General features: G+C 57.4%; 12 protein-coding genes. 4 read left to right on the forward strand and 8 right to left on the reverse strand.

Features of this window, described 5'->3' with window-relative positions; genetic code table 11:
* The 5 genes from tssM to A4308_RS17560 are packed head-to-tail and all read right to left on the reverse strand — an operon-like array spanning position 1 to position 7,273.
* Positions 1-3,621, reverse strand: a complete 3,621-nt coding sequence (gene tssM / locus A4308_RS17540) for a type VI secretion system membrane subunit TssM (RefSeq protein ID WP_045281203.1) — start codon at positions 3,619-3,621, stop codon at positions 1-3.
* Between the two features lie 2 nt (positions 3,622-3,623).
* Positions 3,624-4,862, reverse strand: a complete 1,239-nt coding sequence (locus tag A4308_RS17545) for a DotU family type VI secretion system protein (protein ID WP_014884237.1) — start codon at positions 4,860-4,862, stop codon at positions 3,624-3,626.
* Positions 4,863-4,879: 17 nt separating this feature from the next.
* Entirely contained in the window at positions 4,880-6,223 is a 1,344-nt protein-coding gene (tssK, locus tag A4308_RS17550) for a type VI secretion system baseplate subunit TssK (RefSeq protein WP_045281202.1), read from the reverse strand.
* A 28-nt stretch (positions 6,224-6,251) separates the two neighbouring features.
* Positions 6,252-6,755 (reverse strand): type VI secretion system lipoprotein TssJ, encoded by a 504-nt coding sequence (gene tssJ, locus A4308_RS17555; protein ID WP_014884239.1) that lies wholly within the window; start codon positions 6,753-6,755, stop codon positions 6,252-6,254.
* A 23-nt stretch (positions 6,756-6,778) separates the two neighbouring features.
* Positions 6,779-7,273 (reverse strand): hypothetical protein, encoded by a 495-nt coding sequence (locus tag A4308_RS17560; RefSeq protein ID WP_014884240.1) that lies wholly within the window; start codon positions 7,271-7,273, stop codon positions 6,779-6,781.
* 999 nt (positions 7,274-8,272) lie between these two features.
* On the opposite strand from A4308_RS17560, the gene A4308_RS17565 reads away from it, so the two are divergent.
* Together A4308_RS17565 and A4308_RS17570 are read left to right on the forward strand one after the other, a co-directional pair.
* Complete coding sequence (locus A4308_RS17565; RefSeq protein WP_045134171.1) at positions 8,273-10,561, forward strand: FdhF/YdeP family oxidoreductase; 2,289 nt, start codon at positions 8,273-8,275, stop codon at positions 10,559-10,561.
* A gap of 22 nt (positions 10,562-10,583) precedes the next feature.
* Complete coding sequence (locus tag A4308_RS17570; protein ID WP_014884242.1) at positions 10,584-11,480, forward strand: LysR family transcriptional regulator; 897 nt, start codon at positions 10,584-10,586, stop codon at positions 11,478-11,480.
* Here the strand turns inward: A4308_RS17570 and A4308_RS17575 are convergent.
* Together A4308_RS17575 and A4308_RS17580 are read right to left on the reverse strand one after the other, a co-directional pair.
* Entirely contained in the window at positions 11,459-12,217 is a 759-nt protein-coding gene (locus tag A4308_RS17575) for a phosphate/phosphite/phosphonate ABC transporter substrate-binding protein (protein ID WP_045134172.1), read from the reverse strand. The genes A4308_RS17570 and A4308_RS17575 overlap by 22 nt on opposite strands.
* Positions 12,210-13,178 (reverse strand): fatty acid desaturase, encoded by a 969-nt coding sequence (locus tag A4308_RS17580; RefSeq protein WP_045134173.1) that lies wholly within the window; start codon positions 13,176-13,178, stop codon positions 12,210-12,212. Before A4308_RS17580 ends, A4308_RS17575 begins: the two co-directional genes overlap by 8 nt.
* Positions 13,179-13,326: 148 nt before the next feature.
* Here A4308_RS17580 and A4308_RS17585 point away from each other — a divergent pair, with 148 nt between their 5' ends.
* Together A4308_RS17585 and gap are read left to right on the forward strand one after the other, a co-directional pair.
* Positions 13,327-14,307, forward strand: a complete 981-nt coding sequence (locus A4308_RS17585) for a GlxA family transcriptional regulator (RefSeq protein WP_045134174.1) — start codon at positions 13,327-13,329, stop codon at positions 14,305-14,307.
* 78 nt (positions 14,308-14,385) lie between these two features.
* The gene (gene gap, locus A4308_RS17590; RefSeq protein ID WP_023330621.1) at positions 14,386-15,396 is read left to right on the forward strand and encodes a type I glyceraldehyde-3-phosphate dehydrogenase; all 1,011 of its coding nucleotides are present in this window, start codon (positions 14,386-14,388) and stop codon (positions 15,394-15,396) included.
* 40 nt (positions 15,397-15,436) lie between these two features.
* On the opposite strand, the gene A4308_RS17595 is transcribed toward gap, so the two are convergent.
* Complete coding sequence (locus A4308_RS17595) at positions 15,437-16,624, reverse strand: MFS transporter (RefSeq protein ID WP_014884246.1); 1,188 nt, start codon at positions 16,622-16,624, stop codon at positions 15,437-15,439.
* Positions 16,625-16,725 lie beyond the last annotated feature (101 nt).

Here is a 16,725-nt window from a genome sequence, read left to right on the forward strand (position 1 = left end):
TTATGGGCATGAGAAACGGGGTAGCTGGAACGGATTGCGAATGCTGTTTGGCGCAAACTCCAGCGTGACCTGATGTCCGTCGACGTTGAAGGTGGCCTGACGGCTCAGGCTACCTGCGCCCGGGCTGGTGCTCGCTTTGTCGAAAAAGCGGTTGAGTGCCCAGGCGCCGTTGGTCACCAGCGTCGCTGTGCTGCCGTTAGCCAGCCCCAGCTGCATGCGGACCTGGTTGGTGCCACCCGGCCCCGGCCAGTTCATGATTTGAACGGCTTGCGGACCGTGGCTGTAGCGCAGCAGCTGGCCGTCAACGTCCAGCGTCAGGTTCAGGATGGTGTTATCCATTCGCACGGTGCGTACCGTGACCTTGAAAGACGGCGTGGTGGCACCATTCGCAAAGAAAGCGTCGCGAATCGACTGGGCCTGCTGGAACGGTCTCAGCAGCCCTTCACTTCCCGGCAGCGTTTTACCGTCGATGCCCGGCATAAAGCGCCAGTTTGCCTGGGTGGTATCGACTTTATTGGTCAGGTTGTCGCGAAAGAAGGTGTCCATCAGCCCGGTACCAGGCGCAAACATGCGGGCGAGGTCGTCTGGGGTGACTTCCGTGCTGGCGCTACGCACCAGCGGATAACGCCCGGCAATGGCCTGGCGGCAGAACCCGCCCACTTCGACGTTAATCCGCTTACGCACATTCTCCAGATCGCGGCGCTGGGTATCGCTGCTGGCACCCACCGCCATATTGCTGAACATGGTTTGCAGCCCACCCGGCAGACGACCGGCGCTGGCCTGCAGACGGCTGATCGCCTCGCCGCCCGGCGCTGGCATGCCGCTGTTGGCGGCATCCTGTACGGCGGTCAGGTAACGATAAAGCTCATCCACCTGCTTAAGAAAATCATCAAAGACGATGGTCTTGCCCCCCTTCTCCAGCGGCTGAGCCAGCTCAATCATCGGGGCGTAGTGGTCCGTCACCAGCTGTTCCGGGGCCTGGGTAACGGCAGCGGCCTGCGTCGGGGCAGTGTCATTATTGCTGAACAGCGCTTCCAGCGTGCGGGTGGCACGGTTGCTCTGCGCCTGCGCTTTACCGGCGTCTTCCGGGGCTGGCGTATCGCGCGACAGCGTCAGCACCTGGCTCAGGTTCTGCACCAGACGGCGCAGGGGTGAGTTTGCGCCTGAGAGCAGACGCGCTGTGTTGATGCGCTGGGAAAGATCGGCGCTGTTGTTAAGCTGAATGTCGGCGAGAAAGCGATCCCAGGTAGCGATAAAGTCGCGCATGTAGAGCTGACGCACGGCGTTGTCGATCTGCTGTTTATCCTCCTGCGCCGTCGCGGCGCCCAACACCCAGGCGTCGTCTTCATGCAGTGCGGTGGTCACGCTGTCGATCTGGCTGTTAAAGCTTTTCCAGTAACCGTCTGGCGTATAAAGACCCGGCACGCCGTCGCTTACCGACTTGCCGCTTTTGCGTGAAAACACCAGCTCGCTCTGCGGTCCGCCCAGGTCGGAAAGGGAGACCGGCTTAAGGTTTTCATCATGCTCCAGCAGACGCTTAAGACGACCATACACGCGAGTGGATAACGGCTGCTGATTGATCAGCGCGCGTTCACGCGCCACCAAGGACGCGTCCTGCGCGTACGGCGAAGCCTGAATTTTCGGCTCCAGCAACTGCGTCAGGTGCCATTCAAGCTGTTGCAGCTGCGCTTTCGTCACGTTCTGCGGCAGGTTACGCTGCAGATTGAGCATCACCCATGAATGCAGGAATTTGCCGTCGTAGTGCTTCGGCTGGTAAAGCATCTGATAGGCTTTCAGCGCTTCATAGCTGTACTCCACGTCGCTGCCATTATCGTTGCGAAGCCAGGTGGTGATGTGCATGGCGACCGCTGGCAAGAGCAGCTGATCCAGCGCTTTCTGGTACAGAGACTGAGAGGCATCGCTGACGTCATCTCCGCGGTAGAGCCCCATGCGACTGGAAACCGGCGGATCGTTTACATCAAACGCATCGCTTTTTGGCAGATCAACCAGACCATTCATCAGCGGCAGCAGATCGAACAGATCGCGCTGCGGCTGGTTCTGCAAGGCTTTGCTCTGCTGATCCAGCAGCGGCACCTTCGCATCCACCTCTTCCAGATAGGCCTTATTTTTGGCATAGCTGGTCAGCCACAGTCCGCCGAGTATCACCAGCAGGGCCAGCAGCGCCGCATAGCCGGACCAGATCACCGCCCGGTTACGCAGTTCCCACCAGCGGTTTTCTCCGGCAATGCCGGCTTCCTGGAAAATGACGTTTTGCAGCAGGTTTTTAATAAAGAAGCTTTGGCCTTTCGCCCCAGGGATCGGCGCGTCTTTACTTACCGAATCCCAGTTATCACTCTCTCCCCCTTCCGGCAGAGAGAGCGCACGGTTCAGTTCGCCCATTACGCGGTCAAACGGCATCCCTTCCTGGGTGCCGCTGGCAAAGTAGATCCCACGTGGAGAGAACTCGGTTTCAAAGTTGGAGCGGGCGAAGACCGTGCTCAGGTAATCCGCCAGCAGGGGACGCAATGCGGCGAACTCCTGCGGGAAGAGATACGCTTCAGCACGGGTTTTCGCGTCATGCTCTTTCAGCATGGTTTCCGGCAGCCCGGCATCGAGGCGCTGCTGCAAGAGCGAGAACTCTTGCTGGAAGTTGCCCATCAGGTCGTAATCGGCGTGTTTAGTCTGCTCCCACGGCAGCGTAAAGCCCCAAATCTGGTCCCGCTGCGCTTTGTCGTAGTCGGCAAACCACGCACGGAAGCCTTTGAGCAGGTCAGCTTTGGTGACCATCACGTACACCGGGAAGCGGATACCCAGCTGCTCATGCAGTTCAGAAAGACGCTGGCGCAGATTCACCGCCTGCTGGCGTGACGCCTCCGCAGACTGGGTGAGCAGATCAGAGATGCTGATGGTGACAATGACGCCGTTGATCGGCTGACGACGACGGTACTTACGCAGTAACCCCATGAACTGCAGCCATTCACCGGCGTCCTGCACCTGCTCGCTTTCTTGCGTGGTATAGCGGCCCGCCGTGTCGAGCAGAACAGCCTCGTTGGTGAACCACCAGTCGCAGTTGCGCGTACCGCCGATACCCCGCAGTGCGGTCTTACCGAAACGGTCAGCCAGCGGGAATTGCAGTCCGGAGTTAACCAGCGCCGTGGTTTTACCGGAGCCCGGTGCGCCAATAATGACGTACCACGGCAGTTGATACAGGTATTGCGTGCTGAAGCGTTGCGTCCACTGGGCGCCCTGTCCTGCTTTGCTGAAGTGCGCTTTTTTGAGCATCTGCGCGGCTTCATCGAAACGGCTGGCAAGGATTTGCTCCTCGCTGTTCAGGCGTTTCTGCGGATCCGCCGCTTCCGGGCTGGTGGTGTTCTCGTTGAGCTTGTCCATCAGCTTGCGGTTCAGCCAGGCGTTATAAAGACGCGGCAGAATGTGTCCCTGCGCCCAGAGCAGATAGACCACAGCAATACTGATAATGCGGTTCTGTTCAGATTCCAGGGGTCGGGTATCCACAATGGACAACAGCGGACCAATCATCCAGATCACCGCCGCAAGCGCGGTTACGCCCAGGAAGCTCCACAGAATGCGGTTGGTCAGAATGGAAAGAAGTGTAGTCAGCATCCTTAGTTTCCTTGCGGCAATCCGTTCAGCTCAGCCTGAGTGTTTTCAGGCGACACCAGCAGAGTAATTTCCACACGGCGGTTACGGGCGCGGTTTTCCGGCGTCGTGTTCGGTGCTACCGGGTTAATCTCACCCCGCCCTTCCGCTTTCACGCGGTCTGGCTGAGAGAGGCTTCCTTGCAGCATTTTCTGTACCGAGCGGGCGCGTTCCAGAGAAAGCTCGTAGTTGGAAGCGAAGCGCGCGCTGCGGATTGGAACGTTGTCGCTGTATCCCACCACCAGAATTTTGCCGCTGACGTTGTTCATCGCCTGCGCAATGCGGTTAACAACCGGTTCATAACGGTCACGCACCACCGTCGAGGCGGAGGCAAACAGCCCGTCTCCTTTCAGGATAACGACGCTGCGATCCGCTTCATCTTTTACCGCGACCAGACCTGCCTCGATTTCAGGCTTCAGGAAGCCGCGCAGGTTTAGCACAGCGGGTAACTGACGGGCCGGTTGCTGAATGGTGGTTTCCGGCAGCTGGGACTGATAAATCTTCGCCAGGACCGGACTGGTGTTATCGCCAAGACGCCAGTTAAGGACGATATAAAACAGGCAGGCGATAAACCCGGCCAGCGCCACGCAGGCCCACAGGGGAACCATCGGCCGCCACAGCTTACGCAGCACCGGGCGATCTTCCGGGTGGGGAGACAGCGGTGGCGGATAGCTGCCCCGCACGCCGCGAATCATCTGCCACAGCCGCTGCTTGATGGTCTCAAGCTGGGTGCGACCATTGTCCAGCACACGGTAACGCCCTTCGAAACCGAGCAGCAGGCAGTAGTTGATCATCTCCAGCAGCAGGATATGTTCGCGCGGGTTCTGCGACAGACGCGCCAGCAGCTGGAAAAACTTCTCGCCGCCCCAGGTTTCGTTATGGAACGTCACCAGCAGGCCATTGCTTGACCAGACGCCGCTGCTGCCCCAGGGGGTAAGCGCAGCGGCCTCATCCAGCGCCGTGCAAAGGCAGTAACGCGCCCCGACGATCACTTCGTAGGGTAGCCCCGCCTGCTGACAGCGGACTTCAAAACGGCGAATCTCATCGATCAGGCGCTGGCGTAACGCCACCTGATCGTCATGTGAAACCGAATGACGGATCTGCGGAATCGCATTGAGCAGCGGATTAGCGGCCGCCACCAGCTGATTGTTGCTACTGGCTCCGGTAAACGCGGCATCACTGCCGGTATCCTGTCGTTCCTGCATATTAAGCGCTCGCTTTATTATTCTGTCGGGCTACGGATGGCCCAAAACTCCATATCCAGCCCCGGGAACTCCCCTGCCAGGTGCAGGGCGAAGGCGCCGGACTTATCCATCTCGTGCCACAGCTCGCTGCCCTTCTCCAGCTCGAAATAGCTGTAGCCTGCATGCCACGGGATCTGCGGCGGCGCGACCGGCATGGCGCGCAGCATAATGCCCGGCAGCTGAAGCTGGACCAGATCGCGGATTTTCGACACCGGCGCGATTTTCATCTGCGCAGGGAAATGGGTTTGCAGGTGTTCGCCAGGCACATTCGCTTTGACGGCCAGCACGAAGCCAAACTCGCGTACCATGCTGGTTTCAGGAACGGTGGCAATGTTAAGACCATGCGAGCGCTCGTTAAGCGGCAGCTGAATAGCGTGGTCTTCCATCACCAGCGACAGCCCCTGACGCAGCATCAGCATCAGCTTACTGAAGCAGTTCGCCAGATCGTCGTGATCGTAGACCGGCAGCACGCTCTCCGTGGTCCGTTGTGGGGTCCAGGTGGCAAGCTCGGACGCAAACGGCATCCAGCTGCGCCAGAGGGTTTCCGGGTGCAGCAGCGGCAGCGTTTTTAAATGCGAAACCTCGCCAAGATGACGGTTCACCAGCGACAGTAACGTAAATTCAATCAGTTCCGAGGTGTTAAAACGGCCAGGCTGGCGCAGACGGCCGCCGATCTGCTGGCTGCGCTGCACCAGTAAGCCGTGCAGATCGTTAATCATGCTGTAGATCTGCGGACTGTTATTGGCGTTCAGCATCGGCGGGATGTAGCTGTTATCGAGCCGGACGTGGTTGTCGTGGCGTTTTTCAGTGACAAACGCCACGCCGATGGCGGTCCATTCTGCCGTGAGATCTTTTTCCAGCATCAGCGTCAGGCGCAGGCGGCCAAACTGTACGGTGGCATCCCCCACCGACATGGCGTTGTCGTCTTCGACCTCTTGCTCGAACGCGATGAAGCGCGCCAGCGAGGCCGGTTCTTCGCTGAAGATCACCTCTTCCCGCTCGCCACGACGTACCGGCAGTGCGAGCACCACCTTTTCGTTGGTGAGATTGTCAGGGATTTTAAGCGGCACAGGACCATTGCGTCCGTTGCGTACCTGGAAGAAAGTCCCGTCTGGCAGAAGCCCACTGCAGTAGCTCAGGGCAATGCATCCCTGACGAAGCATCGCTTCGTCGAGTTCAACATCAAGAAAGCCCCAAAGATAGGAACGCTGCAACGCACCCCATTCACGAACGTGGTTGAGCAGATAACTTTCAGTCCGCTGAAAATGGTGTGGACGCAGGAACATGCCTTCGGTCCAGACGACCTTTTCTGCTTTCGTCATGATGATGTGTTTCCTGTTGTGAAGCGCGTTACTGGCTGATGACCCGAATGCCATTTACGTCGAGAAAAACGTTGGCCTGGAGTTCATCCGCGGACCATTTCCAGAACTGGTAGATATGATTTTCGCCTGGCACAGGCAGAGGGAGAGACACGCGCCATTTTTTACCATCCAGCTTCTGATATTCCGCCATCACGCCGATGTAGCGAGCCTCGGGATCGCTCTGACCGCTGAGGGTTTTCGACAGCTGTCCCGGCATCAGGAAGAACACATCGCTGTTCAGCAGATTCGCGCCAAGGGTTGCTGACGCGTTGTTCTGCAGGGAATAGAAGTCGCTGGACATGAAATCCGCATCGGATTTCAACAACAGCACACGGACTTTAAGCGGCGCAGAATCATTGATTTGTGGATGAGCCTGAAACTGCAGATTGTAGCGGGAGGGGTCGCTGTGTGAAGACGACGTACAACCACTCACAAGGGCGAAAACCGCCGCGTAAAAGACCAACCACAGCTTATGAAAATTTTTATTATTCATAAAAATACGCCCACGAAAGCCGTTTAGTTCAGGATCCAGGTACCGTTAGCGCTGTCTTTGCAGGCTTTGCTGTTGCCATCGACATCAACGCAGGTCGCTTTTTTACGCGCCTTAGGACGAATGGCCTGTTTACGGACGGTCGCTTCATACTGGTCGGCTTTGATAACTGCACGCATCGGGACGTAACCAATCAGCTGGTCATTACCCTCATCGGCAAGCGCCATCCAGTAGTGTTCAACCTGACCCAGCACCACGTAGGTTTTTCCAGTTTCCAGCGTACGGATAACCTTTCCGCCAAAGTCAGGACGGCTCATCAGGGAAGCCGGATACATGGCACGATAAGGCTCGTTGAGCGGAGTGAATTCCGTCGGCGGCAACACGGCGTGACGGTGCGTTAAGGTGACACCGTTGACCTGACTGGTCACGATCGTGTCGTCGTTGATTGCAGGTTTCTGTGGCGCTTTACAGCCCGCCACCGCCATGACAAACAGAAGTGAAAACAGTACGCGCATTTTCATATGCTTTTCCGTAGCGATATTTCGATAATGGAGATAAGGGGATGAAATTTGACTTAGGTGCTATTGTTAAAATAGTCAGGATAATTTCGGGGTGTTACTATTTTGAGGGCATAGCTACCGCACGAACCTTTCAGAATAAGGCCCAGCGTCTTCCTGACATATTTTGACAAACGGTAAACAAGTTTACATGAGCTTCGCATCAATTCAATATTTACCGCTACGTAAGTGGCGGTTAATGAAGCAGTCGAAACATTATAGGATTTATCTGATAAAAAAAACCCGACATGGCCTACTTTCACTTATTTTCACTCCACACACAGACGTAAGTTATTGTTGTAAAAATAAAAAACACAAAAGAGAACGACTTTCATTAACGCAATAAAGCTATTATCGCCACTACCATAATTAGTAGAATTCTCCTATTGGTGATGTCAAAACAATATATCGCCGATGAATTATTTGTTGCACTAACAGGGTATCTTTAATATTAACCGTACTGCCCGCTCGCAGGACGCCTATTTCACTTATGACGCGGGCGTTAATTTTACTGCTCAAAATAACTATATATTTCACGCTGTAATAATTACCGCATAAGACTTCAAAACAGCCATTAATCATTAAGCCAGAATAAACATTCAGGTCCCTATTTTAATCCTGAAGGTGCTATACCCCCTGCCAGCCGTGGCATTTCTGTTTCTCATCGACCTGAGCCTTCATTCGAAATTTTATCAGTGCTACATCCTTCCTCGCCCACCGCTATCTATCCCACCTACTGGATGATAGATATAATTTATTATTAAAATGATAAAAAAACGTTATAATTTCTTTAAATATTTAAGCCGCCCGTAAGTAACCCGCTGTAATAAATAGTATTTAAGATAAGCAATTATGTTGCGTCGCGAGCACTTCCCCACCCGGCCCTCATTGCTTTAACTTATTGCCCTTTTCAGTGGATTGGCGGGCGCATGCGCGGTATGACCGAACAAGTCAGGAGTAGGTATGAACAAGAAAAGACGCTCAGTTCCCGGTATCAGACACTATGATGGCCCTGCCGGCGGCTGGGGTGCGCTAAAAGCGACAGCCATTGCGGTACGAACCCAGATGGATACCTTTGATGCCCCCGCCACGCTGCTGCGCACCAACCAGCCTGATGGTTTTGACTGCCCGGGCTGCGCGTGGCCCGATAAAGAACACAAATCGACCTTCCAGTTTTGTGAGAACGGCGCCAAAGCGGTAACCTGGGAAGCCACCAGCAAACGCGTTACCCCCGCGTTCCTGGCGGAAAACACCGTCTCTTCTCTGCTGGCTAAATCTGACTTTGAGCTGGAAGGGTATGGTCGTCTGACGCATCCTCTGCGCTATGACCGGGCAAGCGACACGTTCAAACCGGTTGAGTGGGACGAGGCTTTTCAACGTATCGGCGAGGTGTTGCGCGAGCTTGAACCGGACCAGGTCGAGTTCTATACCTCCGGGCGAGCCTCTAATGAAGCGGCGTATCTGTTCCAGCTGTTTGCACGCGAATACGGCACCAATAACTTCCCCGACTGCTCGAATATGTGTCACGAGGCCACCAGCGTCGGTCTACCCCGCTCCATCGGGATCGGGAAAGGCACCGTCTCACTGGACGACTTCGATAACACCGAGCTGGTGATCTCCATCGGCCATAACCCCGGCACGAACCATCCGCGGATGATGGGTACGCTTCATGAGCTGGCGCGACGCAACGTGCCGATTATCGTCTTTAACCCGTTACGCGAGCGCGCCCTGGAACGTTTTGCTGACCCGCAAAGCGTCATTGAAATGGCAACCTATAGCTCAACGGACATCGCCTCGACCTACTTCCAGGTGAAGGCCGGAGGCGATGCCGCCGCGCTGAAAGGTATGGCCAAACACCTGCTGGAAATGGAGGCCGAACGCGGTAACGTGCTCGACCACACGTTTATCGCAGAACACACCCAGGGCTTTGATGACTTTGCCGCCGACATCGCGCAGACGCGCTGGGATGACATTGAGCGCGAGTCCGGGCTCAGCCAGGCTGCGCTCAAAAAGGTGGCCGAGGCCTATGCGAAATCCAACGCCACCATCATTACCTACGGGATGGGGATTACCCAGCATAATAAAGGCACGGCAAACGTCCGGCTGATCGCTGATGTGTTGCTTCTGCGCGGAAATATCGGCAAGCCCGGTGCGGGAATATGCCCTCTTCGCGGCCACTCTAACGTTCAGGGGAACCGTACCGTCGGGATTAGCGAGAAGCCCACCCCGGCCTTCCTGAACCGTCTGAAAGAGGTGTTTGGCTTTGAGCCCCCTTCTCACCATGGGCATGATGCGGTGCAGGCGACCCAGGCCATGATCGACGGTCGGGCGAAAGCGCTTATCTGCCTCGGCGGTAACTTTGCCGTCGCGATGCCCGACCACGAGAACGGCTTCCCGGCAATGGGTAACCTTGATTTGAGTGTTCACGTTGGTACTAAGCTGAACCGTACCCATCTGCTGGTGGGTAAAGAGACGTTTATTTTCCCGTGCCTTGGCCGTACCGAGCTGGATGTTCAGGCCACCGGTCGTCAGTCCATCACCGTCGAAGACTCCATGTCGATGGTGCACGCCTCGTCCGGCAAGCTCAAACCCGCCTCACCGTTACTCCGTTCAGAACCCGCCATCGTCGCCGGCATGGCGAAAGCCACCCTGCAGGAGACCCGCGTGGACTGGATGACGCTGGTTGAAGATTACGACCGTATCCGCGATCTGATCGAGCAGACCATCCCGGGCTTTGAGGACTACAATGCGCGGATCCGTATTCCGGGCGGCTTCCGTATGCCGCTTCCCCCAACGAAACGCGTCTGGCCAACGGCGACGGGAAAAGCGATGTTCTCCGTATTCGACGGAGTACACGAGAACGCCAGCGGTGAAGGCGAGCATGTTCTGCGTCTGATTACGCTGCGCAGCCACGATCAGTACAACACCACCATTTATGCTCTGGACGACCGCTACCGTGGCGTGTTTGGCCGCCGCGACGTGCTGTTTATGAACGAAGAGGATATGGCCCTGTCAGGGCTGGAACACGGCGACCGCGTGGATATCGAAACCGCCCTGCCCGGCAGCGTTCAGCGTCTGGAAGACATTACCGTAGTGGCATACCACATCGCGCGGGGTTCAGTCGGGGCTTATTACCCGGAGGCCAACGTGCTGGTGCCGCTCGATTATCTGGATAAGGACAGCGGTACACCGTCTTACAAATCCGTTCCGGTTCGCATCATCCTGCGCTCGAAAGAGATCCGCATGCTGTAAGGCTGTTCGCGAAGAGTCATCCATGGATATTAAACAGTTAAAATACTTAATTGCGCTCGACGAGACCCGCCATTTTGGTAAAGCGGCCTCGCAGTGCAACATCACCCAGCCGACCCTCTCCATGCGCATCCGCAACCTGGAAGAGGAGCTCGGTCTGGTGCTGATTGCGCGCGGGCAGCGCTTTGAGGGTTTTACGCCAGAGGGCGAACGGATCCTGGCGTGGGCGCGTGCTCTGCTTGCCGCTCACGACGGACTACAGGCGGAAGCCGCGCTGTGCAAAGGCCAGGTGGTGGGTGAATTACGCCTGGGGATGGTTCCGCTGGCGAGCGTCGATCCGATGATCTTTATCCGCCAGCTGACGCAAAAATACCCGGAGCTGACCTACAGCCTCTATTCCATGTCCTCTGCACACATTGCCGATGGCGTCAGCCGCAACCAGCTGGAGCTGGGTATTTGCTATCTCAACAGCATCGATACCAGCCTGTTTGACATTATTCAGTTGCCTGAGACGAAGATGGGCCTGCTGCATGATATTCGTCATTTCCAGCTGGACCCGACGCCGCTGACCTGGCAGGACCTGACGGATTTTCCGCTGGGGTTCCTGACAAAAGGGATGCATTACCGGGCGCATATGGAGGCCAGCTTTGCCGCCGCCGGAATCGAACCCAGATCCGTTTTCGAGAGCGACTCTACGTTCCAGATCATTCAGGCGGTTCAGAGCGGCGTTTGCTGCGCCGTGATGCCGCTGAACAACGGGCTTGAGGCGCTAAACAACCATTTCAGGATTGTCCCCATCGCCGACGCGAACATTGAGGCGCCCATCGGCCTGATAATGCGCAGGCAAAAACCCCTCTCCTCCCTGGCGCTGCGCTGTTTTACCGACGCGCAGGAGATTTATCATGCGGACAATAACGCATAAGCCTGGCGCGTGACCACGCTAAACCCGCCGATCAGCACCGCATCACAGACCGCCCGGTGCTCCGGGACGGTTACCAGCGCGTGAAGCGCATCGCGGATGGCGTTAAGCGTGTCAGGAGGTGTATGAGGCGACGTGATTAAGGGCAGGCCCGGCGTTAGCGGAGTTTGGTCAATCACCGTCAGACCCGCCAACGCTTCCGGCTCATGACGCTGCAGGAGTGCCCAGGTGACACAGTCGATAGCGGCGATATCACCCTTCCCACGTTTGACGTCAATCAGCGACTGACGGTGGCTGCCGCTGAATGATGTTTGCGAAAAGAAAGGGGCGCGGGTCACCCACGGTGCCACTTTTTTTCGCAGCGCGTGATAGCCGGACTGCGAGTCAGGAGAATTACAGACCGCCCGGCGTCCGCGAAAATCCGCCAGCGAAAGAGGCCGATCCTCCGAGCGCGTCACCAGAACGCTGCGGTAGTGGCTCCCTTCGCATCCCGCTGCCGTGTAGTGAAAACAGCCCACCACCTGCACCTCCGGGAGCTGCGTGACCAGCGGGTAGCCGCAGGTCTGGCTGAGAATCAGCGCCGGCTGCTGCCAGTGGTTCAGCAGGTCCGATTCGGGCCAGCGGGGGACACGCTCAACGTACACGCCCCGGTCGGCCAGACGTTGTTGTACCGCCAGCCAGAGCGCGCGAGTGTCGGCGCGATCCACGGCATACATGGGAAACGCCAGCAGGTTACTCATATCTTTCCTCTTGTTTTCCGGGGTGAACGGTGACCGCCACTGGCCGGGTCGAGAACTGGCGTAGCCATTCGCCATAGCCCCTGACTACAAAACCGTGGTTACGCTGCCGGTACGCCTCGCGGTTTTGGTGGTAGATCGTCTGTAACCCATACCAGGGAACGCCCGGTAAATCGTGGTGAATGGAATGGTAGTTGAGATTTAAAAACAGTACCCGCCAGAATAGCCCAGCCTCGTTAATGACGGAACGCGCCAGCGGATCGTCCGCCGCGCGATGTTCGTAAAAGGAACGGACCTTGGTCAGCGCCAGCGCCGGATAGCTTACCGCCAGCACAAACCAGACGGGTGAAAAGCCGTTATGCGTCATCCAGGTGAAAAGCGCCGCCAGAAGCACAGCGTGAACCAGCCACATCGCCATCGCCCGCCGTTGACGCTGACGAAAGGCCGCCACGGCGATCCCCAGCGTCTGCAAAATATCCAGCAGCGGTGCCAGCACTATCCGCCCGCAGAAGGTATTGCGGGCCTGGATCATGCGCTTCTGCCAGGGGGAAAAGCGCGCCCAGCTCGCCTCTGTAAAATAGTACGACTCCGGGTCATCCACCGGGATGGTCAGACTGTCGTGACGATGATGCGCCAGATGGGAATCCCGGTACAGGCCATAGGGATACCAGACCGCCAGCGGGAGCGTGCCAAACAGCTGGTTAAGCCAGGCAAAACGCGTGGGATGCCCGTGGATCAACTCATGCTGCAGGGACATGTACCAGGCGGTAAACCAGATAAGCAGCAGCGTGGCGGGCAGCAGGCCGAGCGTTTGCCAGAACGTCAGCGTGGTAAACCAGCCAGCGTAAATCGTCAGGATCAGCAGCCATGTGGGCAATTCGCTTCGCCACAGAAATCCTGATGCAAGATGGTGGATGCGATCGCGCTGTTGCGGATGCAAATAGAGAGATCTTCGTTTACCCATTCCTTCAGACGCCGTTTCGCCAGAGACACTACCCTGACGATCGGGGATAACGTCTGAAATGACAAAGAACTTAAATCGCTTTGCTTTGCCAGAAACAGAGGCCCACGCGCGGCTTGACTTATTCTGTCATAAAGGTACTTTTCAGGACATGAAGAAGATCTTAATTATCGTCCCTGACGGCGGCATGCTGTTTGAAGCCGCCGGCATCGCCGACATTCTGATGCAGGCTAACCGGCTGCACCCGGAAGGGCTTGCGCACCCCCGCTACCGCATTATTATCGCCACCACGCAGCCGCACCAGGTGATCCACGGTCAGTCCGGCCTGAATCTGCTGGCGGATTATCGTCTGCCTGAACTTGATCCGCGTGAACCGCTGGACACCATTATCATCACCGGACGCGGGATGAACGAGCAGGAGAGCACGGCGGTGGTGGACTGGCTGCACCTTGCTGCGCCGCATGCCCGGCGGATAGCCTCCATTTGCGGCGGCGCGATGCTGCTGGCCCAGAGCGGCCTGCTGGATGGTCGTCGCGCAACCACCCACTGGCGGTTGCTGGAGACCATGCAAACCCAGTATCCGGCTATCCGCGTCGAAGGCGGTCCACTGTATATTCAGGATGGTCCCGTCTGGACCTCCGGCGGCGTGAGCTCGGGGTTTGATCTCACTCTGGCGCTGGTGGAGGATGACTATGGTTTCACCCTCGCCCGCGACGTGGCGCAGGATATGGTGATGTACCTGCGCCGGCCCGGCGGTCAGCTGCAGTTTAGCCGCTATAGCCTGCAGCCGTCCGGCGCGTCTGGGCCAATAAGCGACCTGCAGGCCTGGATACTACAGAACCTCACTGCCGACCTGTGCGTAGAAAATCTGGCCGAGAAAGCGGCGATGAGCCCGCGCAATTTCACCCGGGTCTTTACCCGGGACGCAGGCGTTCCACCTGCCCGCTACGTGACCGAAGCGCGCCTGGCCGCCGCCAGACAGCTGCTTGAGCAAACCCGTGATTCCCTTGAGCGCATTGCTGAGCAAAGCGGGTTTGGCACCAGCATTAACCTGCGCCGCGTGTTTGAGAAACAGCTCCACCTTACCCCGGGCGAGTACCGCCAGCGCTTCCACTGTCGCAAGATGGCCTAATCTGATCCTTTTTTGTCGTTTACGCCAATCAGCCTGACGCCTACAGTGACTCCAGACAACAGAGATAAGGAGTGCACCATGGTTAAGGTCGGTATTAACGGTTTCGGCCGTATCGGACGTAATTTCCTGCGCGCAGCACTGGGTAACCCGGATCTTCAGATTGTGGCCATTAACGATCTGACGGACAGCAAAACCCTCGCCCACCTGCTGAAACACGATTCCCTTCTGGGTAAATTGCCCGCACCGGTTGAAGCGGCTGACGGCGCATTGCAGGTTGATGGCCAGCGGATCGTGGTGTTTAGCGAACGCGATCCGGCAAATATTCCGTGGCGTGAAGCTGGCGTGGATGTGGTAATTGAAGCCACCGGCTTCTTTACCGAGCGGGAAAAAGCTGCGGTGCACGTCACGCACGGTGGTGCAAAGCGCGTCATCATCTCCGCGCCCGGCAAGAACGACGATCTGACCGTCGTCATGGGCGTGAACCACGATCGCTATGACCCGGCTCAGCACGTTGTCGTGAGTAACGGGAGTTGTACCACGAACGGTCTGGCTCCGGCCGCGCAGGTATTGCATCAGCAGTTCGGGATTGAGCATGGCCTGATGAATACCACGCATGCCTATACCAACAGCCAGGCACTGCACGATCAGCCGGAAAAAGATCTGCGCGGTGCACGCGCGGCGGCGCTGTCGATTGTGCCCTACTCCAGCGGCGCTGCAAAAGCGCTCGGCAAAGTCATCCCCTCTCTGGATGGTAAGCTGACCGGTTATTCCCTGCGCGTGCCGGTTCCGGTGGTATCGATTGTCGATTTGACGGTCACCCTGAGCCGTAACGTGACTGCCGAAGAGGTGAATGACGCATTCCGCAGTGCGGCAGCCAGTGGGCCACTGAAAGACATTCTGGGGTATAGCGATGAACCGCTGGTTTCCAGCGATTATCAGGGCGATCCGCGCTCCTCCATTATCGACGGGCTTTCCACGCTGGTGATTGGCGGGAACATGGTGAAGATCCTGGCGTGGTATGACAACGAGTGGGGATTCTCCAACCGCCTGGTGGACCTGGCGGTGCTGATGGATAAAAAAGGGCTGTAAGCCTCAAGCCGGGTGGGATAAGCACCCACCCGGCATAAAATCACGCCGCTTTGACCTTCACGCCCATAAATACAATGACCATCGCCGTCACCAGCAGGAAACCACTTCCGGCAAACACGCCGCTGGCCCCGTTGAGGTCAAACACCACCCCGCCCCCGGCCGCGCCAGCGCTAATCGCCAGCTGAATGGACGCCACCAGCAGCCCTCCGGCACTTTCGGCTTCATCCGGAACGGTGGTGGCAAGCCAGGTTGACCAGCCTACCGGCACCAGACCGAACGCAAAGCCCCACAGCGCCACCAGTAATCCGTCCAGCATCGCCAGATGACCAAACGCCACCATCATCAGCGCGAGTATGCCCATGCCGAATGGCACGAGGGCCAGCGTCAGGCGCAGATTACGGGCCAGCAGATGCCCGGCAATGGAGGTGCCGACAAAGTTGGCAAGCCCGAAGCCCAGCAGGATCAGCGAAATGGTTTCAACATTTGCCTGTCCGACGGTTTCAAGGAACGGGCGCAGGTAGGTAAAGAAGGCGAAATGGCCGCTAAAGATCAGAATGGTCGCCAGCATGCCGCCAATCATGCCAGGACGGCGCAGCACGCGGAACAATGTGCCAAGGCTACCGCTACTCTCTGGCTTCATGGACGGCAGCACCCAGATCTGCCACAGCAGCGCCAGCATGCTCGGCAGAATGCAGAGAATAAAGACGTTGCGCCAGCCGATCAGGCTTCCCAGATAGCTCCCCAGCGGGGCCGCGACCACGGTGGCGATCGACACGCTGGAGAAGATCACCGCCAGCGCTTTCGGCACTTTGTCCGCCGGAACCAGACGCATTGTTGTGGCCGTCGACATCGCCCAGAACCCACCGATGGCAACCCCTAACAGCAGACGCCCCATCAGCAGAACGTGCAGAGTGGGCGCAAAGGCTACCAGCAGGCTGGAGATAATTTGCAGCACGGAGAAAAACATCAATACCCAGCGACGATCGATTTTCCGGGTCGCCGGGGTGATCAGCAGTCCGGTGACTAACGCCACCAGCGCAGTGGCGGTCACGGCCTGCCCGGCCATCCCCTCACTGACGCCCAGGCTCGCGGCCATCGGCGTCAGCAAACTGGCGGGCAGGAACTCCGCCGTTATCAAACCAAAAACCCCCAGCCCCAGTGAATAGACGGCTCGCCAGGCGGGTTTGGCAGGCGCGACGGCCTCTCTCGCCTCGACACATGCATTCATCTGTTGATCTCCCGTTATAAAAGTGTGACAACTGTCGCAAAAGCATAGAGGGTTCACCCTGGACGATCTATGACATATAATCTCCACTTATTGATTATTCG

The sequence above is a fragment of the Enterobacter sp. ODB01 genome, from assembly GCF_001623605.1.
In the GTDB taxonomy this organism is placed as follows: Bacteria; Pseudomonadota; Gammaproteobacteria; order Enterobacterales; family Enterobacteriaceae; genus Enterobacter; species Enterobacter kobei.

Excerpts from the sequence above, each read along its gene's own strand:
- tssM (WP_045281203.1), bottom strand. The coding sequence starts at position 3,621 with ATGCTGACTACACTTCTTTCCATTCTGACCAACCGCATTCTGTGGAGC.
- A4308_RS17545 (WP_014884237.1), bottom strand. The coding sequence starts at position 4,862 with ATGCAGGAACGACAGGATACCGGCAGTGATGCCGCGTTTACCGGAGCC.
- tssK (WP_045281202.1), bottom strand. The coding sequence starts at position 6,223 with ATGACGAAAGCAGAAAAGGTCGTCTGGACCGAAGGCATGTTCCTGCGT.
- tssJ (WP_014884239.1), bottom strand. The coding sequence starts at position 6,755 with ATGAATAATAAAAATTTTCATAAGCTGTGGTTGGTCTTTTACGCGGCG.
- A4308_RS17560 (WP_014884240.1), bottom strand. The coding sequence starts at position 7,273 with ATGAAAATGCGCGTACTGTTTTCACTTCTGTTTGTCATGGCGGTGGCG.
- A4308_RS17565 (WP_045134171.1), top strand. The coding sequence starts at position 8,273 with ATGAACAAGAAAAGACGCTCAGTTCCCGGTATCAGACACTATGATGGC.
- A4308_RS17570 (WP_014884242.1), top strand. The coding sequence starts at position 10,584 with ATGGATATTAAACAGTTAAAATACTTAATTGCGCTCGACGAGACCCGC.
- A4308_RS17575 (WP_045134172.1), bottom strand. The coding sequence starts at position 12,217 with ATGAGTAACCTGCTGGCGTTTCCCATGTATGCCGTGGATCGCGCCGAC.
- A4308_RS17580 (WP_045134173.1), bottom strand. The coding sequence starts at position 13,178 with ATGGGTAAACGAAGATCTCTCTATTTGCATCCGCAACAGCGCGATCGC.
- A4308_RS17585 (WP_045134174.1), top strand. The coding sequence starts at position 13,327 with ATGAAGAAGATCTTAATTATCGTCCCTGACGGCGGCATGCTGTTTGAA.
- gap (WP_023330621.1), top strand. The coding sequence starts at position 14,386 with ATGGTTAAGGTCGGTATTAACGGTTTCGGCCGTATCGGACGTAATTTC.
- A4308_RS17595 (WP_014884246.1), bottom strand. The coding sequence starts at position 16,624 with ATGAATGCATGTGTCGAGGCGAGAGAGGCCGTCGCGCCTGCCAAACCC.